This window comes from Mesorhizobium sp. BHbdii, assembly GCF_053848045.1.
In genome coordinates this window covers 133,245-154,465 of sequence record NZ_JBSPKX010000006.1, presented here as the reverse complement: position 1 = coordinate 154,465, position 21,221 = coordinate 133,245, and the positions used below count along the sequence as shown (strand labels likewise).

The following is a 21,221-nucleotide window of genomic DNA, read 5'->3' as shown; positions in this document are numbered from 1 at the left end:
TAGGGTCGTTTCGACAAGGGCTCGTCACGTTTTGCAAACCTGCGTTCGATCCGATTCAAACTTAGCCGATTAGGCCGGCGAGCGGGATGAAAACCTTCAGTTTGAGTTAATTCCGCATCCGCGCCGTAACGTTTCGTTAATACCGTTGCAAAAGTGCAACACAAGTATTAAGGCGCCACCGGACAAGCAGCGAGGTGTCAAGGTCAGTTGCCGTAGCGCGAGGCGATGTCGCGCGAGAGCGTCTCGCCCTCCTTCATATAGCGGCTGATGGCTTCGGTCGCCGAGGCGGTACACTGCGTGTAGGTGCCGCCGAAGGAGCGGTAGCCGCGGTTGAAGCTGGCGATGAAGCGGGCGCGCCGCTCCGAGTCCGGATTTTCCGAAGCAATCAGCTTCTCCATCTCGACCCGCCACTGGTCGCCCTTCTCGCCGCACAGATTACGCAGGAAATGCAGCGATCCAAGCACCTCCGCCAGCCGCATCAGCCCCGGCTCGAACGGCGACTCGGCGGCCAGGGCCGGCCGCGCCCCGAATGCCGTACTGGCGGCGAGGCAAGCTGCAAGGAAAAGCGATGCGCGGATCATGAGTCTATGTGGCCAAACAATCTGTCGCCTGCAAGGCGATTTTGGAGGTTACGCCCCTGCATTCCTGAGCAATTCTTCGGCAACGGCAAACACCGAAGCGGCAAGCGGCAGCGCCGTCATTTCGCTGAGCGTATAGAAGGCGGCGTTCTCGGCGTCGTCGCTGGCCACGGGCTCGCCGCCGGCATAGGTAGCGCCGAACACCGTCAGCAGATAGTCGACCGGGTGCCCGTCGCTGCCGCCGTCGATGTGGATTTCCCGAAGTGCGCGGTAGTTGTGCGCATGCAATCCGGTTTCCTCCAGCAATTCGCGTTGCGCGGCTTGTTCCAGCGTTTCGCCGACCTCGACCTTGCCGCCTGGAAACGCGTAAAATCCTTGCGAAGGCTGCCGCGCCCGCTTGACCAGCAGCACCGTGTCGCCGCGGACAATGGCGACCGAGACAGCCGGGAGAATCTTGCGCATTTCGTCCATGGATCTCCGATCGTCATTCGCTGCAGCCGGTTGTGGACCGGTCGGCGTGAAGAAGCATTAGCGGTTGCGCAACGCCGGTTCCATCGCCACCTCGCATCCGACCGTTTCAACGAGTTTAGCTTATGTGCGGACGCTTTGCCTTGACCGCCACGCCGGACCAGACTGCCGCTTTTCTCGGTCTGGCGGAGCTGGAGGATTTTCCGGCCCGCTACAACATCGCGCCGACGCAGCCGGTCGTGATCGCGATTGCAGGCTTGCCGCAGGCGCCAGGCTCGAACCAGCCCGACCGGCAGTCGATGCTGGTGCGTTGGGGGCTGATCCTGGCCTGGGTGAAGGACACGCGTGAGTTTCCGCTGCTGTTCAACGCGCGCTCGGAGGGAGCAACGGAAAAGGCCTCGTTTCGCACCGCCATGCGCCATCGCCGCGCTTTGGTGCCGGCTTCCGGCTTCTACGAATGGCGTCAATCAGGCGGCAAGAGGGCAGCCCTATTGGGTGCGGCCGAGGCATGGCGGACTTGTCGCCTTCGCCGGGCTGATCGAGACCTATGCCGAGCCGGGCGGTTTCGAAATGGACACCGGCGCCATCCTGACCGTCAACGCCAATACCGACATCGCCATAGCCATGACCGGATGCCGGTAGTGATAGATCCGCAGGATTTCGCCCGCTGGCTGGATTGCCGCACCCTGGAGCCGCGCGATGTGGCGGACCTGCTCAGACCGGCACAGCTCGACTTCTTCGAGGCTGTCGCGGTTTCCGACCTCGTCAACGAGGTCGCCAACACTGGACCGGAGATTCAGGAAAGGGGCGTCGTGGGGCCGGAGCCCGAGAAGGCCAGGCGCCAGAATCCCGGCGCGGACGACAGTCAGATGACCTTGTTCTAGCAGCTATTTTCCTGGCACATTCGGCGCCTCATTGCCGGCGCATGGCGTCGGCTGAGGTCGCATCAGGCAGCGCGCGGCGATGTGATCTTTTGCGCCGGCTTTTTCTTCTTCGCGGTATGGAGAAGGGCGGCGACGATCGCGGCCGGGCCGATCGCCCGGTATTGGCTGGCGAGCGCCGGTTGCTTCGCGCTGCTGGAGTCCTGCTTGGTTCGGGGCATTTTTCTCTTCCCTGGTAACGTCTTCGTGTCCGCGTTTGCTGGTCGAATCCGACCAAATCGTGACATCTGGTGATCTAGCCGGCGAATGTTTCATGACTGTGCCGAGATGTTTAATAAAATGTTTCACTGCGTCATCCGGCGACTCTTTTGCCGAAAGTTGCGACTTGACGGCAACACTGGGTGAGGCGATAAAGCCGCTCATGAGAACGTCTTTCGCCATTTGTGGCATTTGCATTATTGGCTAGCTTCGCGCTGGTCCGGACGTTTTCGCCTATCTTCCTTCTAGAGTGGACAAACGCCCCGGCCAGCAGGCTGGTGCCTGATTTGCGTCTCAGCGCAAGTGGCCCCAACCAAAAGGTAACGCACCGGGAAGGCACGAATGTCTGACGCATCGAAGGGCCTGCGCCTCTACAACACGCTGACGCGGACGAAGGAGGATTTCTTCCCGATCGATCCGCGCAATGTGCGCATGTATGTCTGCGGCCCGACGGTCTACGACTTTGCCCATATCGGCAACGCGCGGCCAGTGATCGTCTTCGACGTGCTGTTCCGTCTGCTGCGCCATCTCTACGGGCAAGCGCACGTCACCTATGTGCGCAACATCACGGATGTCGACGACAAGATCAACGACCGCGCACTGCGCGATTTCGGCGGCGAAATTGCCTCGGGAAAGCTGTCGCTGAACGAGGCGATCCGGCGCGTCACCGAAAAAACCGCCGACCAGTTCCACAAGGATGTGGCGACGCTCGGCTGCCTGGAACCGACGGTCGAGCCGCGCGCCACCGAATTCGTCGAGCCGCGCGCCGATGGAAAAGTCGACATGATCTCCTTGATTCAACGGTTGATCGAACGCCGCCATGCTTATGTTGCGGCAGGCGAAGTTCTGTTCGACACGGCCTCGATGCCGGACTACGGCCAATTGTCGAATCGCAATCTCGACGAACAGCAGGCCGGCGCTCGCGTCGCCGTCGATCCCCACAAGAAGAACCCTGGCGATTTCGTGCTGTGGAAGCTGTCCTCGCCGGAAGAGCCGGGCTGGGACAGCCCGTGGGGCAGAGGCCGGCCGGGCTGGCACATCGAGTGCTCGGCGATGTCGGCCGCCTATCTCGGCGAGGTCTTCGACATCCATGGCGGCGGGCTCGACCTGATCTTCCCGCACCACGAAAACGAGATCGCCCAGTCGCGCTGCGCCCACGGCACTGACGTGATGGCCAAGGTATGGATGCACAACGGCTTCCTGCAGGTCGAGGGGCAGAAGATGTCCAAGAGCCTGGGCAACTTCTACTCGATCAACGAGTTGCTGGAGACGGATACCTTTGGCGGCCGCAAATGGCCGGGCGAGGTGCTCAGGCTGGCGATGCTGATGACGCATTATCGCGAGCCGATCGACTTTTCCGTGCGCAAGCTGGAAGAGGCGGAAAACACGCTGCGCAAATGGAAGCGGGCGGCGGATCTGGCACCGGCGGCGGCAAAGCAATTGCCGGTGGAAGTGGTGGAAGCCCTGTCGGACGATCTCGCAACCTATTCTGCGTTCCAGGTGCTGACGCAGCTGGCCGGTGAGGCTGTAGATTTCAGTGCCGCCGGTGGCGGCAAGGCTGCCGCAGCGGGCAACGATGCTGCCGCTTCGCTGAAGGCGGCGTTGCCGTTCCTCGGCTTCGACGTCACGCCGACCAAGGTCGATGAAGACGCCATCGCCAGGGCGATCGCCAAACGGCTCGCACTGATCGCCGCCGGAAATTGGGCCGAGGCCGACCGCATCCGTGCCGACTTGCTGGCGCAAGGTATTCAGTTGAAGGACGGCAAAGACCCCGTCACCGGCGCCCGCATCACCACCTGGGAGGTAAAAAGATGATCGATCATCTTGGCATCACCGTTTCCGATTTCGACGCTTCCAAGGCGTTCTATGACAAGGCGATGGCGCCGCTCGGTGCCGCGCTCCTCTATATGGTGCCGCAGGAATATACCGGCGGCGCCAAGGTCGGCGGCTATGGCCGGGACCGGCCGGTGTTCTGGCTGCATGCCGGCAAGGACAAGCCGAAGGACCGTCAGCACGTCGCCTTCACTGCGCGCAGCCGCGCCGAGGTCGACGCCTTCTACGCAGCCGCAATCGCCGCCGGCGGCAAGGACAATGGCGGGCCAGGCCTGCGTCCGCACTATCGCGCGAACTACTATGGCGCCTTTGTCTTCGACCCCGACGGCAACAATATCGAAGCCGTCTGCCATGCCGCGGAGTGAAGCAATGAGTCTAGACAACAGACCGGTCTACACAGGCGGTTGCCAGTGCGGCGCCGTGCGCTTCCGTGTCGAAGGCGCGCTGGGTGATGCCTCCGTCTGCCATTGCCGCATGTGCCAGAAAGCAAGCGGCAATTTCTACCTGCCGCTGGTGTCCGTGCGTGGCGCAAAATTCGACTGGACGCGCGGCGAGCCCAAACGCTTCCGCTCGTCCAACGCCGCATTGCGCGGCTTCTGCGCCGATTGTGGCACCCCGCTGACCTTCGAGGCGCCCGAGGGTATCGCGCTCGCCATCGCCGCCTTCGACGCTCCGCAGGAGATCGCGCCGACCATCCAGTGGGGTACCGAAGCAAAGCTCCCCTACGTCGACCGCATCCACGAATTGCCCGGCGAGGACACGATGGCCGATATCTCCTCAGCCTCCTATCTCGCCGATCTCGTCTCCTACCAGCATCCCGACCACGACACCGAACAATGGCCGCCGGAGGAAAGATCATGACCGAAACCGTTCGAACCGGCGGCTGCCAGTGCGGCGCCGTGCGTTTCCGCATCCGTGGGGCGCTTGGGCGCCCGTCCATCTGCCATTGCCGTATGTGCCAGAAGCAGTTTGGTTCCTTCTTCGGCGCACTGGTGACGGTGCCCAAGGACGGCGTCGAATGGGTCCGTGAGGAGCCGAGCTATTTTCAGTCGTCGGTCAATATCGATCGCGGGTTCTGCGCCCGCTGCGGCACGCCGCTGACCTATCGGCAGCCCGGCGGGCTTGAGATCGCCATCGGCGCTTTTGACGATCGCTCCGACCTCGCGCCGCAGATACAGGTCAACTACGCCGCTCGGCTGCCCTGGGTGGAGAAGATCTCGAGGCGCCGGTCCATGACGATCCTGACTACTACACCCGGCAGGAGCAGATCATCTCCTTCCAGCATCCGGATCACGAGACGGCCAACTGGCCGCAGCAGGGCCTGAAATTATGAGCAGTGAACTCCGCACCCTCTACCCAGAGATCGAGGCTTTCGAGTCAGGCATGCTCAATGTCGGCGACGGCCATCAGGTCTATTGGGAGCGGTCCGGCACCAGGGGTGCCAAGCCGGCTGTGTTCCTGCATGGCGGACCGGGCGGTACCATCTCGCCAAAGCACCGGCGTCTGTTCGATCCGAAGCTTTACGATGTCATACTGTTCGATCAGCGCGGCTGCGGAAAGTCGACGCCCAACGCCTCGCTCGAGGCCAACACCACTTGGCATCTGGTCGCCGACATCGAGCGCCTGCGCGACATGTGCGGCTTCGACAAATGGCTGGTGTTCGGCGGCTCGTGGGGATCGACACTGGCGCTGGCCTATGCCGAGACACACCCCGAACATGTGAGCGAGCTGGTCGTGCGCGGCATCTATACGCTGACACGTGCGGAACTCGAATGGTATTACCAGTTTGGCGTCTCGGAAATGTTCCCCGACAAATGGGAGCGCTTCCTGGCGCCGATCCCCGAGGCCGAGCGCGGCGACATGATGGCCGCCTATCGCAAGCGGCTGGTCGGCAGCGACCGCAAGGCGCAGGTCGAGGCCGCCCGCGCCTGGAGCCTGTGGGAGGGCGAGACGATCACGCTATTGCCCGATCCGGAAACCAGCAGCCGGTTTGGCGAAGACGACTATGCCGTGGCCTTCGCCCGCATCGAGAACCACTATTTCGTCCATGCCGGCTGGCTGGAGGAAGGGCAACTGCTGCGTGATGCCTTCAAGTTGAAGGACATCCCCGGCACCATCGTTCATGGCCGCTACGACATGCCGTGCCCGGCGCGCTATGCCTGGGCGCTGCACAAGGCGTGGCCGAAAGCGGATTTCCACCTGATCGAGGGCGCCGGCCATGCCTATTCGGAGCCGGGCATCCTCGACCGGTTGATCCGGGCGACGGATCGGTTTGCGGGGAAATGATCATGGGCCGCGAGCGCCTCTATCTCTTCGACACGACACTGCGTGATGGCCAGCAAACACCGGGGATCGACTTTTCAGTCGAGGACAAGATCGCCATCGCCGGGCTGCTCGACGAGTTCGGCATGGACTATGTCGAGGGCGGCTATCCCGGCGCCAACCCGACCGACACCGCCTTCTTCGCCGAGCCCCGCACGGCCAGTGCCAAATTCGTCGCCTTCGGCATGACCAAGCGGGCCGGGGTGTCGGCTTCGAACGATCCAGGCCTTGCCGCATTGGTCCAGTCGAAGTCGGACGCCATTTGCTTTGTCGCCAAGAGCTGGGACTACCATGTCCGCATCGCGCTGGGCTGCACGAACGAGGAAAACCTCGAAGCGATCAAGGCCTCGGTCGAAGCGGCGATTGCCTCGGCCAAGGAAGCACTGGTTGATTGCGAGCATTTCTTCGACGGCTTCAAGGCTAATACCTCCTATGCGCTGGCCTGCGCAAAGACCGCCTACGAGGCCGGCGCGCGCTGGGTGGTGCTATGCGACACCAATGGCGGCACGCAGCCGTCGGAAGTGCGCGCCATCGTCGAGAAGGTCATCGCCTCAGGCATTCCCGGAGACCATCTCGGCATCCATGCCCATGACGACACCGGCCAGGCGGTGGCGAATTCGCTGGCCGCCGTCGAGGCCGGCGTGCGCCAGATCCAGGGCACGCTGAACGGCATCGGCGAGCGCTGCGGCAACGCCAATCTGATCTCGATCGTGCCGACGCTGGCGCTGAAGCCGGCCTTTTCCAACCGCTTCGAGACAGGCATTTCGGCCGAAGCGTTGGCCGGAATATCGCGCCTTTCTCGGGCCTTTGACGAATTGCTGAACCGCGCGCCGGAAGCGCAGGCGCCCTATGTCGGCGCTTCCGCCTTCGCCACCAAGGCCGGCATCCATGCCTCGGCGCTGGCCAAGGAGCCGGCCACCTACGAGCATGTGCCGCCGGAAGCGGTCGGCAATCGCCGCCGCGTCATGGTCTCGGACCAGGGCGGCAAGGCCAATTTCCTCGCCGAGTTGAAGCGGCGCGGCATCGACATGCCGAAAGACGACCACCGGCTCGACGCACTGATCGCTGTGGTCAAGGAGCGCGAGGCCGAAGGCTATGCCTATGAGGGCGCCGATGCCAGCTTCGAGCTTCTGGCGCGCAAGATGCTGCACGGCCTGCCGGAATTCTTCAGCGTCACCTCGTTTCGCTGCATGGTCGAGCGCCGCTTCGACGCCAACGGCCAGCTGAAGACGGTTTCAGAGGCGATCGTCAAGGTGATGGTCGACGGCGAGGAGAAGATGTCGGTGGCCGAAGGACACGGCCCGGTCAATGCGCTCGACATCGCGCTGCGCAAGGATCTCGGAAAATTCCAGAACGAGATCGCCGACCTCGAACTTGCCGACTTCAAGGTGCGTATCCTCAATGGTGGCACCGAGGCGATCACCCGCGTGCTGATCGAATCGCATGACGCAACCGGCGCCCGCTGGTGGACGGTCGGCGTCTCAGAAAACATCATCGACGCCTCGTTCCAGGCGCTGATGGATTCGATCGTCTACAAGCTGATGAAGAACCGCGAGATGGCCGGGCTGGTCGCGGCGGAGTAGGATTGAACCATCAGCGAAAGTCCATTGATCCATCAGAACTTTGCGATGGTCTTGGCCCGGCGGCTGGCGCATAGCGTTGGGCCATGCCCACGCAAGCAATCCAGCTCGAAGCAGACTCAAAGGCCCGGCGTGGCTTTCTGTTGGCCCTGGGCGCCTATCTCCTGTGGGGGTTGCTGCCCTTTTACATGAAAGCTGTCGCGCATCTGCCGCTGGCCGAAGTCATCGCGCACCGCATCGTCTGGTCGGTGCCGATTGCCGCCGCCGTTTTGGTCTGGGCCGGCCGCACCGCCGACTTCAAGGCCGCAATCCGTTCGCCGCGCATCATTTCGATGGCGGCGCTGACGGCGGCGCTGATTTCGGTTAACTGGGGCATCTATGTCTGGGCGATTGCGGTCGACCGCACAATCGAGACCGCGCTTGGCTATTACATCAACCCGCTCGTCAGCGTCGTTGTCGGTGCGCTGCTGCTTAGCGAGCGGCTCGACAGGCTGCAAATCGCGGCGGTGGTGCTGGCGGCCATCGCGGTCGCGGTTCTGACGATCGACGCCGGCAAGCTGCCCTGGGTGTCGCTGGTGCTGGCGTTTTCCTTTGCCGCCTATGCCTTTTTCCGCAAGACGCTGCCAATCGGTCCCAGCCAGGGCTTTTTGCTCGAGGTGCTGTTGCTGTCGGTGCCGGCGCTCGGCTACATCGTCTTCCTCATCGTCACAGGGCAGGACCATTTCGTCTCCAGTTCCCTGAACGATACCGCATTGCTGATCGGCTGCGGCCCGGTCACCGCCATACCGCTGCTGCTGTTTGCCTTCGGGGCCAAGCTGTTGCGTCTCTCCACAATCGGCATCATGCAGTATATCGCGCCGACCATTGTGTTCCTGATCGCCGTGCTGATTTTCGGCGAACCCTTCGGCAGCACCCAGGCCATCGCCTTCGGCCTGATCTGGACGGCGCTGGCGATCTATTCCTGGTCGATGTTTTCTTCGGCGCGCAAGGCCGGCGCTACATCCCGCGCCCCAGCCGCCTGACGAACAGATAGACGACCGCCGCGACGACCAGCGATATCGCCGACGCCACCCAGAAGCCCACTGGCGTGTCGACCAGCGGCAGCCCCCCGACATTCATGCCGAACAGGCCGGAGATGATCGTCATCGGCAACAGCACCGCGGTCATCACCGACAGCATGTAGAGTAACTGGTTCGACTGCGTCGTCAGCTTGGCCATCAGCTCGTCCTGCAGGAGCCGGGCACGTGCCTGCAATTGCTCGCCGTCATGATGCAATGTATGGGCGCGGTGCGAAAGTCGTGCCGCCATGTCGTTGATTGTATCAGGCAAATCGGCGCGGTGAGAATGGTCGAGATGGCGGAACAGGCTGGTCAGCGTCGCCATCTGCCGGTGGATCACTACCAATTGCCGGCGCGCATCGACCAGCGCCTGCCGCTCATTGTGCCATGCGTCGCAGACGATGCGGTCCTCGATGCCGTCGAGCGTATCGCCCAGGCTCCCGAGTTCCGTCGCCATGCCGTCGAGCGACTGGCCCATGACAGCCTCGATCAGCTCCGCCGGAGAGCGGAACTTGCGCGAACCGTTGTCGATCGCCTTGCGGATATTGTCGACCGACCGTAGCGGTTGCTTGCGGCCGCCGATCAGCATCGTGTCGTTGAAGGCGAAACGGAAATGGCCGAGCCCGCGCGCCTCCGCCGAATAGTCGTGGCGCAGGTCCGGCAGGTCGCCATGGAGCCAGTCGCCCTCGAGGTCGATATGGCAGCCATGGCCGACCGACAGGAAGGCATCGCGCACCGGCGGCGGCAAAGCCGGCTCGGTGGCGATCTCGTGGCGGGCGCGCATGTCGGAAAGCTGGTAGCTGCGCCAGGTCCAGTGTGTGGCGGCCGGGTCTTTGGTTCTCGCGCCTTCGGCGGTGAAGTGATAGACGAAGAACAGCCCGTGCTCGTCTGGCAGATAAGGCGACAGGTCGCTGCCTTCCGGGTTGAGAGTGATGTTCATGGTCGCGTCGCCAGTGTCTCGAAAACGCCGCCGCGCGGCGGCGACCAGACTGTGATCACTAGCACGGGCGAACCGGTTTCGTGTGACGCTTTTGACGGTCATCCGAGGCGCACCTACGAACGCCGTTATTGGAGCCAGTTTGGAATAATAAGTCGTTGACTCGCGTTTGCGTAAAGAGCACGACGCAAATCTGTGCGGAGGACGTCCGATGCATGCCGGCTTCCCTCGAAGCGTACTCATAGCTGTATTAGGATCCGTCATGGCGAGCTGCGCTGGCTTTTCGGCGCAGAAAACGGGGGCAATGACCGGCTATGGCCCCAACCCCACTTTACCGAAACCAAGACCGACGCTGATCCCGACCGTCAACATCGCCGAGGCGAAGGGCTGGCAGAAAGGTGGCATGCCAACCCCGGCTCGGGGGCTGATGGTGAACGCCTTCGCCACCGGCCTCGACCATCCGCGCTGGCTGCACGTGCTTCCGAACGGCGACGTGTTGGTTGCCGAAACCAATGCCCCTGCCAAGCATGACGAAGGCTTCAGCCTTAGAAAGGTCTTCATGGACCTGGCTATGAAGCGCGCCGGGGCCGCGACCAAAAGCGCCAACCGCATCACGCTCCTGCGCGACACCAATGGCGACGGAATTGCGGATGGGCGCATGACGTTCGCGGAAGGCCTCAATTCACCCTTTGGTATGACGCTTTCCAAAGGCAAGCTCTATGTCGCGAATACCGACGCCCTCATCGCTTTCCCCTACTCCAATGGCCAGACCCGAGTCACAACGCCGCCGGAAAAGATCGTCGACTTACCGGCCGGAGATATCAACCATCATTGGACCAAGGACGTGATCGCAAGTCCGGATGGACGCAAGCTCTATGTCACCGTCGGCTCCAACAGCAATGTTGGAGAAAATGGCATGGCCGCGGAGAAGAATCGCGCCGCCGTCCTTGAAGTGGACCGGTCGACCCGCCGCACCCGGGTCTTCGCGTCAGGGCTGCGCAACCCGAACGGGCTGTCCTGGAACCCTGAAACTGGCGAGCTTTGGGTCGCCGTGAATGAGCGGGACGAGATCGGCGACGATCTCGTCCCGGATTACATGACCTCGGTTCGTGACGGCGCTTTTTACGGCTGGCCCTACAGCTATTTCGGGCAGAACATCGACGAACGCGTCAAGCCCCAGCGCCCCGATCTCGTGGCGAGGGCGGTCAAGCCCGATTATGCGCTGGGTTCCCATACCGCCTCGCTGGGACTGACCTTCTCCAAAGGCACGTCGCTCGGCCCGGCCTACGGCAATGGCGCCTTCGTCGGCCAGCATGGCTCGTGGAACAGAAGCGTGTTCAGCGGTTACAAGGTGATCTTCGTGCCGTTCCGCGATGGTAAACCGAGCGGTCCTCCAAAAGATGTGCTCGCTGGCTTTATCGGGCGTGATAGCAAGGCGATGGGCCGTCCGGTCGGCGTTGCTATCGATCGGACCGGCGCACTGCTCGTCGCCGACGATGTCGGCAATGTCATCTGGCGGGTCCGCCGGGCAAGTCGCCGACTTGCGGGGGGAGTAGGGGAGTAGGATCGCGCTTCATAAGCGCGGCATTCACTACATACTGCCCTACTGCCTTTACTCCCCTAAAGCTTGTCGATTACCGACTGCACACCTTCGGTCGGTGCGTCGACCGATGATCCGGCGACTATGATGGCGGCGACGATCGCTTCCGGATCGTCGACCACCAGCGGCTTGACCCGCTGCGCGGTGTGGATGAAGCCTTCGGCCATCATATGGTCGAGCAGCGCCAGCATCGGGTCCCAGAATCCCCCGACGTTGCCGAAGACGATCGGTTTGCGATGATGGCCGAGCTGGCCCCAGGTCATGATCTCGATGATTTCCTCGACCGTGCCGATGCCGCCCGGCAGCGCCACAAAGGCGTCGGATTTCTCGAACATCGTATGTTTACGCTCGTGCATGTTGTCGGTGATCACGAGCTCGTCGAGCCGGTTAAGCGCGGTTTCGGTGGCCTCCCTGTTGATCAGGAAGCGCGGAATGATGCCCGTCACCTTTCCGCCGGCCCGCAACGCCCCTTCGGCAACGGCTCCCATGATGCCCTTGGTGCCGCCGCCATAGATCAGACGCAGGCCGGACTTGGCGATCGAACGCCCAAGCAGGTGTCCGGCCTTGGCATAGGTTTCATCGCGGCCTGGAGACGAGCCGCAATAGACGCAGATGGATCGAATCGTGTTCATGAGATGATTGGTGATTGGGTCTTTATTCGCGGTCAAGCCCGGGCGGGCTTTTTCTTGCTGGCCTCCCTTTTCTTGTCGGCCCCCTTTTTCTTGTCGGTTTGGGCAAAACAGGCTAGACCGGCATTAGGTGGCTAAGGGCAGGGAAATATGACAATTAATCCAGTAAAGGCGCTTTTGTTCGCCGTCGGCGGCTCCGTCGCCGCGGCGGGAACCGCCTATGTGTCGGGCGCGCTCGACCCGTATCTCAATCGCGCGCCACCGGCGGAAGTGGCATCGCTGGCGCCGCCGGCGGAGAAGCCGGCCGAGCCGGGGACCGATGGATCGGTTTCGCCCGCGCCGGCCACAGATGCGATGGCACCGGCAGCGCCGGCCACGGCCGATGCGATCGCTCCGACCTTCGATATTGTTCGGGTCGAGATCAAGGGCTCTATCGTCGTCGCCGGCAATGCCGCACCCAACGCCAAGGTCGAGATTCTCAACGGTTCGACGGTTCTCGGCTCGACGGTCGCCGGCGCCGATGGTGCTTTTGCCATCGTTCTCGACGATCCGCTGAAACCCGGCGATTACACGATCGCGCTGCGCTCAATGACCGGCAATGTCGTGACCCCCTCGGCGCAGACAGCCGTCGTCTCGATTCCCCAGAGTCCTGCTGGCCAGGTGCTGGCGATGATCGAGGAGCCGGGCAAGGCCTCCGAATTGCTCACCGTTCCTACACCCGAGAAGAAGCCTCAAGCGCCTGTTGGCGACAAGGCGGCCGCCCCGGCTGCCGAGGACTCCGCTGCCGGGGACACCGCTGTCGCAGCACCGGCTGCCACGGCGCCGGCCACTGCCGAAGTCGCCCCCGCGCCGGCTCCGGACATGCCTGTCGCACCGGCGACACCAGCTGCAGGGCCAAAGATCGTCGTCGAAGCCATCGAGATCGACGGCAACAAGATCTTCGTCGCCGGGCTCGCCGATCCCGGCCGCAAGGTGCGCGCCTATGCCAACGATATCTTGCTCGGCGACGCGAAAACTTCGCCAGACGGCCACTTCCTGGTCGAGGCGACGCGCAGCATTCCCGTTGGCACCTACACCATCCATGTCGACGCACTCGATGCCGACGGGGCAAAGGTGCTGGCCCGCGCCGCCGTACCGTTCGAGCGCGAGCCGGGCGAGTCGGTCGCCGCCGTGGCGCCCGCCGAGCAGAAGCCTGCCACGCCATCCTCCGCCGCTGGCGCGCCTGCTGCAATCGCAGCCGAAGCGCCCGCAGTTGCCGCCACATCGGCTGAAATTCCCGAGACCGCGGCGCCGAAGCTCGAACACGCCGACAGCGCCGTTATTATCCGCCGCCACGATACGCTGTGGCAGATCTCGCGGCGCGTCTATGGCCAAGGCGTGCGCTATTCGACCATCTACCTCGCCAATCAGGATCAGATCAGGAATCCCGACCGCATCTGGCCGGGGCAGGTGTTCAAGGTCCCGGAAAAATCGCAGGAAGGCGAAGCCGCCAACCTCAAGGCGATGGGCGACCAGATGACGACGGCCCCGACGAAGGCTGATTAGAAATCTTTTTCTTCTTTCCGCGCTCTTGCGGAAAGCTCGTTCATCGTCTATCGCCGATAAACGATGAATGCTCCCTTGACCGAGAAGACTTGCGGCTTCGCCGACAGCCAGTCCGTGGCCGCGAAGCTCGCCGCGCTTTCGCATCCGGCCCGGATCGAGATCCTCAGGCACCTTTCGGCCAGCCGCTCCTGCTGCTGCCGGGAGGTCGTCGACCATCTCGACCTGGCGCAGTCCACGGTTTCACAGCACCTGAGGGTATTGGTCGACGCCGGGCTCGTCCGCTACAAGCCGGACCGGCAACGCTCGCGCTATGAAGTCGACAGCGATGCGCTCGCCGATGTTTCCGCATCGCTGGCCGCGCTCGTCAATTCGTGCTGCTCCGGCCGCTAGATCATGGTCCCGAATCGAAGGACCGCGTCAGCGAAAAGTGGAAGCCGGTTTTCGGAAAAGATGGCGGTCAAGCAGTAAGATATAAGAAAAAGGCGATAAAAATGGCCGAAAAAACCGTTTCCGCTGAATCCGGTTCGACCTTCAAGACATTGCGCAATCTTTGGCCATACATGTGGCCGGCCGACCGTGGTGACCTCAGGGCACGGGTGGTGTGGGCGACCGTGCTTTTGGTCGTCGCCAAGCTGACACTGGTTGCCGGCCCCTATTTCTTCAAATGGGCAACCGATGCGCTGGCTGGTGACGCCAAGTCGGTGCCGCCGCTGCCGGCTTTCCTGCTGGCGCCGGTCATGCTGGTCATTGCCTACAATGTCGTGCGGCTGGTGCAACTCGGTTTCAACCAGTTGCGCGACGCGCTGTTTGCCCGCGTCGGACAATATGCGGTGCGACAGCTCGCCTTCCGCACGTTCATCCACATGCATCAACTGTCTCTGCGCTTCCATCTCGAGCGCCGCACCGGCGGCCTGTCGCGCATCATCGAGCGCGGAACCAAGGGCATCGAGACGATCGTCCGCTTCACCGTGCTCAACACCTTGCCGACCATCCTCGAATTCGCGCTGACAGCGGGCATCTTCGCCGTCACCTATGGATGGAAATACGTGGCTGTGGTGGCGGTGACGGTCTGGCTCTACATCTGGTTCACCATCAGGGCGAGCGACTGGCGCATCGTCATTCGCCGCGACATGAACGACAGCGACACCGACGCCAGCACCAAGGCGATCGACTCGCTGCTCAATTTCGAGACGGTTAAATATTTCAACAACGAGAGCATGGAAGCCGAGCGCTTCGACCGTTCAATGGCGCGCTACGAGGCCGCCGCCACCAGGATATGGACCTCGCTCGGCTGGCTGAACTTCGGCCAGGGCGTCATCTTCGGTCTCGGCACGGTTATCGTCATGTGCCTTTCGGCGCTGGAGGTGCAGGCTGGTACGCAGACGGTTGGCGACTTCGTCTTCATCAACGCGATGCTAATCCAGCTTTCGGTCCCACTCAACTTTATCGGCTTCATCTATCGCGAAATCCGCCAGGGCCTGACCGACATCGAGCAGATGTTCGATCTGCTCGATGTGCCGCAGGAGATCGTCGACAAGCCGGGTGCCAAGCCGCTGGTCGTCGGCGCCGGCAAGGTCGAGTTCCGCGACGTGCACTTTTCCTACGATCCCAACCGCAAGATCCTGAAAGGCATCAGCTTCGAAGTGCCGGCCGGCAAGACGGTTGCCATTGTCGGGCCATCGGGCGCCGGCAAGTCGACCATTTCGCGGCTCCTGTTCCGCTTTTACGACATCCAGGGCGGCAAGATTCTGATCGATGGCCAGGACATTCGCGACGTGACGCAGGAGAGCCTGCGCGCGGCGATCGGCATGGTGCCGCAGGATACCGTGCTGTTCAACGACACCATCGCCTACAACATCCGCTACGGCCGCGTCGATGCCAGCGAGGAGGATGTGCGCAAGGCGGCAGAACTCGCTCAGATCGGGCCGTTCATCGAACGTCTGCCCGACGGCTACCGGTCGATGGTCGGCGAGCGTGGGCTGAAACTGTCCGGTGGCGAGAAGCAGCGTGTGGCGATCGCCCGCACCATTTTGAAGGCGCCGCCGATCCTGATGCTCGACGAGGCGACCTCGGCTCTCGACAGCCATACCGAACAGGAGATCCAGGCGGCGCTCGACCTCGTCAGTAAGGGCCGCACGACCATCGTCATCGCCCATCGACTGTCGACGGTGATTTCGGCCGACGAGATCATCGTGCTGCAGGACGGCCAGATCGCCGAGCGCGGCACGCATGCCGCCTTGATGCGCAAGGCTGGTCTGTACGCGTCGATGTGGGACCGCCAGCGTGAGGCAACCGAGGCCGAGGAGCGGCTGCGCATTGCTCGCGAGCGCGACGAGTTCGGCGTCGTTGTCCGCCGCCGCCCCTCCGAGGTGTCGTAGCCCTTATGGCCAGCCGGCGCCCGGCGCGGAAGCCTCGATGCTGAGCACCTGGCCGGTGCGGGCATCGCTGATCATGTGTTCGAAGCCGCGCCATTCGGCGGCGACGATGAACAGTGTCTTGCCGTCGGCACCGCCGAGCATGCAGGCAAAACAGCCGCGATCGGCATCGACGCTGTCGAGCATTGCGCCGCCTTCGCGCACGCGCACGCAGTGCCGGTTGGGGATCCGGCAGCCAGTCGATCGAATAGGGCAGGGTGGCCGGCACGGTGAGCATGACTTGACTGTTGCCGTCGGCATCGACGGCGACGATCTGACCGGTCCCCCAGTTGCAGAACCAAAGCCTGTCGTCATGCCAGCGCGGCGACTCGCCGAACGCCAGACCGTTCATCACGACATTTACTTCTTTGGCTGCTGATTTCTGCATGGACCGAGAACCTCCAGGTTGCGCGAATCGTCACGGCTGACGGGCCGACGAGAAAGCGCTGTCCTGCCAAGGACGGGCGAGAGTGCTCCGTCCCGACAGGTGAGGGCCGGCGACGGCGGTTTTTTGCGTCACCAGATTAGGATTGGCCGCGTGAACCGGCTCAATGCGCCGTACGCGTCGATCCACCTCTCTCATCGTCCGCGTAACGGCGGCGTCGTCCTCGGCTGTTGTGCGTCCCATCGACGGTGAACGGGATCAATAGCCGAGCCGGCCTTTCTCCATTGTTGCGTTGCGGCCACAGGGTGTTTCCGCTATTGAGGCCGGACCTGAAACTAGGCTGTTCCCACTCATGGACCTCGTCGACACGATCAAGAAAACGTTCGTTCCGATCCATCGCGAAGGCTATCCGTTTATCGCTGCGTTCGCAGCGGTGACGCTTTTCCTCGGCTATTTCTCGTCGATCCTGTTCTGGGTCTGCCTCATCCTGACGGCCTGGTGCGTCTATTTCTTCCGCGATCCCGAGCGCGTCACGCCTGTCGACGACCGGCTGGTGGTGAGCCCGGCCGACGGCATCATCACGGCGGTCGGGCCGGCGGTGCCGCCGCGCGAACTTGGCCTCGGTGGCGGCGAGATGACCCGCATCTCGGTGTTCATGGACGTCTTTTCCTGCCACGTGAATCGGGCTCCGGTGCGCGGCCGCATCACAAGGATAGAGCATCGGCCGGGCCAGTTCCTCAACGCCGCACTCGACAAGGCCAGCGCCGACAACGAGCGCAACGGTCTGGTCATCGAAGGCCCCAACGGCACGGTGGCCGCAGTGCAGATCGCCGGTCTGGTGGCGCGGCGCATCGTCTGCTGGGCCGAAACCGGCGGCACGATCGGCATCGGCGAGCGCTTCGGGCTGATCCGCTTCGGCTCGCGTGTCGACGTATTCCTGCCCTCGACCGCAACGCCGCGTGTCGCCGTCGGCCAGACCGCAGTCGGCGGTGAAACCATACTGGCCGAATTCGGCGGCATTGCTGCAACGCCGCTCGTGCGGGTGTCCTGAGCCGTGGGCGCGCCGTTCAAAAAATTCGAGGCGCATGGCAGCGGCGGTCCGCGCATCCGTGAAATTCCGATGCGTATGGTGCTGCCCAATCTCGTCACAGTGCTCGCCATCTGCGCCGGCCTGTCCGGCATCCGCTTCGGCTTCGAAGGCCGTTTCGAGCCGGCAGTGGTGATGGTGTTGCTCGCTGCCTTCCTCGACGGCATCGATGGCCGCCTGGCGCGGATGCTGAAGGCGACGTCCAAATTCGGCGCGCAGATGGATTCGCTGGCCGACATCGTCAATTTCGGCGTCGCACCCGCGCTGGTGCTCTATGCCTTCCTGCTCGACCAGGCCGGCTCGCCGGGCTGGATTGCCGCGCTCCTGTTCACCATCGCCTGCGGGCTGAGGCTCGCTCGCTACAACGTGCTCGACGAAGAAACTGATCGCCCGCAGTGGCAGACCGAGTATTTCGTCGGCGTGCCAGCGCCGGCGGGCGCCGTGCTGGTGATGCTGCCGCTTTATCTCTTCTTCCTGCGGCTTGGCGTGGAGCCGTCCCGCCCTGCCGCCTTCATCGCCGCCGGTTTCACCGTTCTGGTGGCCTTCCTGCTGGTCAGCCGGCTGCCGGTCTATTCCGGAAAAAGCCTGAAAGTCCCGGGCGACAAGGTGCTGCCGATCATCCTCGGCGTCGTTCTCTACATCCTGCTGTTGATGACCTATCCCTGGTACACGCTGACGGCGTCGGTTGCCGGCTATCTGCTGTTCCTGCCGTTCAGCATCCGCGCCTATTCAAAGCGCGCCAAGCGCGAAGGCGAGAAGGTGCCGCCTTCAGACATCGGCTGACAGACCTGCCGCCAATTCGCTCCGACGGTCACCTCAAGCATTTTGCAGCAAGTGGAATCACTTGGCGTCGCAGAAATGCGGCTAAAACAAATAAATGGAGCGGGATTTCCGGTTCAATTTGGACGCATCCCGCTTTAGCGGGAACCTGCCGGGTATCTTGACCGTTCTGTCTCAGCGGGCGACCTCGCGAAACGTCTCGCTAACAACCTCTCAAGTTGCCGTGCCCGGCGCAGGAGCCGAAGAAGAGTGAGGAGAAATGGCTGTCGTCCTCATTGGTGCGTTGCTCATTGTCGCTGGCGTTGTGTACATGGCTGGCGCGGCCTTAAGGCGTGGGCGGCTCAGCGATCCGGCACCTGTTCGCGCGGCGCCGGGTCGCTCGACGCCAGAGCTCGCAACGCCAGGTCCGACACTTGAGCCGCGGCGGCGCGGGCTCGGTTTCCTCGGCCTGTCGCAGAACTGGCCGGGCCTGCTGATGATAGCGGTCGGGTTCATCCTGCTGTTGTCGGTTGTGGTCCTCTAGAGCATTTGCAGCCAAACGTGTTCGTTTGGCGTCCGGTAAATGCGTTAAAACAAAGAGTTAGAACGCGGTTTTGGGTCCACCACCAAAACGCAAAGCGCTCTAAGCGTTAAGCTGCCGCGCTGAGCCCCAGTCGTTCAATCGCCAGTTTACGGGACGCGACATAGTCGGTCTTGCCTGAACCCAGCACCGGGATTGCCTCGACCTTGACGATGTCGTTCGGCACCATCAGATCGGCGGCACCGGCTTGTCTGCCGAATTTGCGCAATTCATCGGGGTCGGCCTCATCAGCGGTGGTGACCAGCACGATGCGCTCGCCGCGGCGCCTGTCCGGCACCGCCACCACAGCGTGGTGCTCTTCCGGCCATAGCGACTGCACCAGCATCTCGACTGCGCCCAGCGACACCATCTCGCCGGCGATCTTGGCGAAGCGCTTGGCCCGGCCGCGAATGGTGATGAAGCCTTCGCGGTCGACTGAAACGATGTCGCCGGTATCGTGCCAGCCGTCGAGCGGTTGCAATTCGCCGGGCCGATCTGATGTCATGTAGCCCATCATCAAATTCGGTCCGTCGAGCCACAACCGTCCGGCGCCGCTAATGCCCTCGACCGGCTCGAGCTTCATGCGCATGGCCGGCAACAGCCGCCCGACCGTGCCGTCGCGCCCGTGGATGGCGGTATTGACGGCAACGACTGGTGACGCCTCGGTCAGCCCGAAACCCTCGATGATCTCGGCCTGAAAGCGCTCCCGATAGACGCGGCGTGTCTCCGGTTTCACCGCCTCGGCGCCGGCGACAATGAAGCGCAGGCTGGAAAAATCGCCGTCCTTGGCGGTGCGCGCATAGTTGGCGAGGAACGTGTCGGTTCCGAACATGACGGTCGGCCTTGCTTTGCGTGCGACCTCGGGGATCAGCTTGTAGTGGAGCGGCGAGGGATAGAGGAATAGTTTCACTCCGGTGACCAGCGGCAGGATGGTGCCGCCGGTGAGCCCGAACGAGTGGAACACCGGCAGCACGTTGAGCAGGATATCGGCCGGCGAGATAGTGATGCGGGCTTCGGCCTGCATGGCGTTGACAAGAAGGTTCCTATGCGACAGCACCACCGCCTTCGGCGTGCCTTCCGAGCCTGAGGTGAATAGGATCACTGCTGGCTTGGCCGCATTCTGCGGCTGCAGCGGCCAGCGCCACAGCAAGGCGGCAGCGAGCTTGTCCAGCACGGTTACGCTGGCCCGGACGTCCTCCAGCCATAACAGTTTGGCGCCGCCTTCTTCCACCGCCGCGACGATCTCAGCGAGGTTGGCCTTGTCGATAAAGGCTCGCGACGAGACCACGGTGCGGACTTCCGCCGTGCGCACGGCGGCGGTGACGCTGGCCCGGCCTGCGGTGTAGTTGATCATCGCCGCCACCCGGCTCGCCGACAACAGGCCAATGAGCGAGAGCACGACACCGTTGGCGTTGGGCAGCAGCACTCCAACCGCTTCGCCCGGCGCCGTCACCGCCTCGAAGCGGCGGCCCAACACCCGCGCGCCGATGAACAGCTTTCTGTAGTTCAACGTGCCGCTGACCACGTCTTCGACGATAGGATGCGAGGCGCCGACTCGGTCGGCGGCGTCGCGCATGGCGAGGAACAGGCCGCGATTAAGATCGCTGCCGAAAAGCCGGGCTTCCGCGAAACGGTCGAACAGCGCATTGGTGTTCGAGGACTGATCAGGGTTTCGCGCCACCAGCTCGGCGATGGTCATCGACTCCAGCACGCTGATCGACAGGCGCGGAAACCAGCGCCGCGGCGCCTTGTCCGCCGGCGTCAGCGACACCGGCAGAGTGCGCGCGCCGGCGACAAAGATCGGCACGATGCGGGCATCGGCCTGCATGGCAATGCGGGTAACGGCGCGAAACAGGCGAAATGTCTTGATATCCGGCTCGACCGCGTCCGGCAAATAGACGGCAAGGCGGCCCTTGCCCTTGAGCACCCGCACCAGCCGGCGGCTGACGAAGATATGCTCGGCGTTGAAGGCGATGGTGCGGCCAAGCTCGCGCCATGGTTCGAGCCAGGGTGACTTGGCGGAGGCCTGGTCGAGAATGTGCAGCGTATCTTCCGGCAGCAGTGACAGCATCAGCGCCGGTTCGAGGCGCGACTGGTGCGAAATGACGTAGATGACCGGGGCGGCTGCGTTGCGGGCGATGTTGATGCGGCCGTCGGCAACCCGATAGGCGAGCTTGAACGGTACATAAAGCAGCGCCTGCGTGAAGCGCAGGCCGAGGCGGAATTTTTCCACCACGCCGATCAGCAGCCAGGCCGCGACGAGCCCCGCAAGCAGCGCCAGTGTCAGGATCATGCCGCGTCTCTCCC

Annotated in this window: 22 protein-coding genes and 1 pseudogene; 16 read left to right on the top strand and 7 right to left on the bottom strand. The window is 63.1% G+C overall.

Features of this window, described 5'->3' with window-relative positions; translation table 11 throughout:
- Positions 1-203: 203 nt before the first annotated feature.
- Both ACWTU8_RS26735 and ACWTU8_RS26730 read right to left on the bottom strand, forming a co-directional pair.
- Positions 204-581 (bottom strand): TIGR02301 family protein, encoded by a 378-nt coding sequence (locus ACWTU8_RS26735; protein ID WP_029354446.1) that lies wholly within the window; start codon positions 579-581, stop codon positions 204-206.
- Positions 582-629: 48 nt separating this feature from the next.
- Positions 630-1,049 (bottom strand): NUDIX hydrolase, encoded by a 420-nt coding sequence (locus ACWTU8_RS26730; RefSeq protein ID WP_095519635.1) that lies wholly within the window; start codon positions 1,047-1,049, stop codon positions 630-632.
- 122 nt (positions 1,050-1,171) lie between these two features.
- Here ACWTU8_RS26730 and ACWTU8_RS26725 point away from each other — a divergent pair, with 122 nt between their 5' ends.
- Entirely contained in the window at positions 1,172-1,930 is a 759-nt protein-coding gene (locus ACWTU8_RS26725) for an SOS response-associated peptidase (RefSeq protein ID WP_455850500.1), read from the top strand.
- Between the two features lie 3 nt (positions 1,931-1,933).
- On the opposite strand, the gene ACWTU8_RS26720 is transcribed toward ACWTU8_RS26725, so the two are convergent.
- Complete coding sequence (locus ACWTU8_RS26720; RefSeq protein ID WP_455850499.1) at positions 1,934-2,368, bottom strand: hypothetical protein; 435 nt, start codon at positions 2,366-2,368, stop codon at positions 1,934-1,936.
- A 159-nt stretch (positions 2,369-2,527) separates the two neighbouring features.
- Between ACWTU8_RS26720 and cysS the strand changes: the two genes are divergently transcribed.
- The 7 genes and pseudogenes from cysS (at position 2,528) to rarD (ending at position 8,942) form a co-directional block, all read left to right on the top strand.
- Positions 2,528-4,000: a cysteine--tRNA ligase gene (gene cysS, locus ACWTU8_RS26715; protein WP_455850498.1), complete on the top strand. Its 1,473-nt coding sequence runs from the start codon at positions 2,528-2,530 to the stop codon at positions 3,998-4,000.
- A complete protein-coding gene (locus ACWTU8_RS26710) occupies positions 3,997-4,383 on the top strand; it encodes a VOC family protein (protein ID WP_455850497.1) in 387 nt (128 codons plus the stop codon). Before cysS ends, ACWTU8_RS26710 begins: the two co-directional genes overlap by 4 nt.
- Before the next feature lie 4 nt (positions 4,384-4,387).
- Positions 4,388-4,879, top strand: a complete 492-nt coding sequence (locus ACWTU8_RS26705) for a GFA family protein (protein WP_287091640.1) — start codon at positions 4,388-4,390, stop codon at positions 4,877-4,879.
- Positions 4,876-5,351 (top strand): annotated as a pseudogene (locus tag ACWTU8_RS26700) (GFA family protein). Before ACWTU8_RS26705 ends, ACWTU8_RS26700 begins: the two are co-directional and overlap by 4 nt.
- Complete coding sequence (gene pip, locus ACWTU8_RS26695) at positions 5,348-6,304, top strand: prolyl aminopeptidase (RefSeq protein ID WP_029354441.1); 957 nt, start codon at positions 5,348-5,350, stop codon at positions 6,302-6,304. Before ACWTU8_RS26700 ends, pip begins: the two are co-directional and overlap by 4 nt.
- A gap of 2 nt (positions 6,305-6,306) precedes the next feature.
- Positions 6,307-7,923: a citramalate synthase gene (gene cimA / locus ACWTU8_RS26690; protein WP_128345128.1), complete on the top strand. Its 1,617-nt coding sequence runs from the start codon at positions 6,307-6,309 to the stop codon at positions 7,921-7,923.
- An 83-nt stretch (positions 7,924-8,006) separates the two neighbouring features.
- Entirely contained in the window at positions 8,007-8,942 is a 936-nt protein-coding gene (gene rarD, locus ACWTU8_RS26685) for an EamA family transporter RarD (RefSeq protein ID WP_455850496.1), read from the top strand.
- Here rarD and ACWTU8_RS26680 read toward each other — a convergent pair.
- Entirely contained in the window at positions 8,917-9,918 is a 1,002-nt protein-coding gene (locus ACWTU8_RS26680) for a transporter (RefSeq protein WP_455850495.1), read from the bottom strand. The genes rarD and ACWTU8_RS26680 overlap by 26 nt on opposite strands.
- A gap of 208 nt (positions 9,919-10,126) precedes the next feature.
- Between ACWTU8_RS26680 and ACWTU8_RS26675 the strand changes: the two genes are divergently transcribed.
- Positions 10,127-11,479 (top strand): PQQ-dependent sugar dehydrogenase, encoded by a 1,353-nt coding sequence (locus ACWTU8_RS26675; protein WP_455850494.1) that lies wholly within the window; start codon positions 10,127-10,129, stop codon positions 11,477-11,479.
- Positions 11,480-11,535: 56 nt separating this feature from the next.
- Here the strand turns inward: ACWTU8_RS26675 and ACWTU8_RS26670 are convergent, their stop codons facing one another.
- Positions 11,536-12,147, bottom strand: coding sequence for an LOG family protein (locus ACWTU8_RS26670; protein ID WP_455850493.1), 612 nt, complete (start codon positions 12,145-12,147; stop codon positions 11,536-11,538).
- Positions 12,148-12,294: 147 nt separating this feature from the next.
- On the opposite strand from ACWTU8_RS26670, the gene ACWTU8_RS26665 reads away from it, so the two are divergent.
- From ACWTU8_RS26665 to ACWTU8_RS26655, 3 genes are all read left to right on the top strand, one after another.
- Positions 12,295-13,689: an Ig-like domain-containing protein gene (locus ACWTU8_RS26665; protein ID WP_455850492.1), complete on the top strand. Its 1,395-nt coding sequence runs from the start codon at positions 12,295-12,297 to the stop codon at positions 13,687-13,689.
- Between the two features lie 63 nt (positions 13,690-13,752).
- Positions 13,753-14,079 carry an ArsR/SmtB family transcription factor gene (locus ACWTU8_RS26660; RefSeq protein WP_455850491.1) on the top strand — a complete coding sequence of 109 codons (327 nt, stop codon included), beginning with the start codon at positions 13,753-13,755 and terminating at the stop codon, positions 14,077-14,079.
- Between the two features lie 101 nt (positions 14,080-14,180).
- Complete coding sequence (locus ACWTU8_RS26655; protein ID WP_029354429.1) at positions 14,181-16,067, top strand: ABCB family ABC transporter ATP-binding protein/permease; 1,887 nt, start codon at positions 14,181-14,183, stop codon at positions 16,065-16,067.
- A gap of 3 nt (positions 16,068-16,070) precedes the next feature.
- Here the strand turns inward: ACWTU8_RS26655 and ACWTU8_RS26650 are convergent, their stop codons facing one another.
- On the bottom strand, positions 16,071-16,250 hold the full coding sequence (locus ACWTU8_RS26650) for a hypothetical protein (protein WP_455850490.1): 180 nt from the start codon (positions 16,248-16,250) through the stop codon (positions 16,071-16,073).
- A 94-nt stretch (positions 16,251-16,344) separates the two neighbouring features.
- Between ACWTU8_RS26650 and ACWTU8_RS26645 the strand changes: the two genes are divergently transcribed.
- The 4 genes from ACWTU8_RS26645 (at position 16,345) to ACWTU8_RS26630 (ending at position 18,878) form a co-directional block, all read left to right on the top strand.
- Positions 16,345-16,482, top strand: a complete 138-nt coding sequence (locus tag ACWTU8_RS26645) for a hypothetical protein (protein ID WP_455850489.1) — start codon at positions 16,345-16,347, stop codon at positions 16,480-16,482.
- A gap of 358 nt (positions 16,483-16,840) precedes the next feature.
- The gene (locus ACWTU8_RS26640; protein WP_455850488.1) at positions 16,841-17,539 is read left to right on the top strand and encodes a phosphatidylserine decarboxylase; all 699 of its coding nucleotides are present in this window, start codon (positions 16,841-16,843) and stop codon (positions 17,537-17,539) included.
- 3 nt (positions 17,540-17,542) lie between these two features.
- Complete coding sequence (locus ACWTU8_RS26635) at positions 17,543-18,358, top strand: CDP-alcohol phosphatidyltransferase family protein (protein ID WP_455850487.1); 816 nt, start codon at positions 17,543-17,545, stop codon at positions 18,356-18,358.
- A gap of 256 nt (positions 18,359-18,614) precedes the next feature.
- Positions 18,615-18,878: a hypothetical protein gene (locus tag ACWTU8_RS26630; protein ID WP_455850486.1), complete on the top strand. Its 264-nt coding sequence runs from the start codon at positions 18,615-18,617 to the stop codon at positions 18,876-18,878.
- 106 nt (positions 18,879-18,984) lie between these two features.
- Here the strand turns inward: ACWTU8_RS26630 and ACWTU8_RS26625 are convergent, their stop codons facing one another.
- Positions 18,985-21,207 carry an AMP-binding protein gene (locus ACWTU8_RS26625; protein ID WP_455850485.1) on the bottom strand — a complete coding sequence of 741 codons (2,223 nt, stop codon included), beginning with the start codon at positions 21,205-21,207 and terminating at the stop codon, positions 18,985-18,987.
- Between the last annotated feature and the right edge of the window lie 14 nt (positions 21,208-21,221).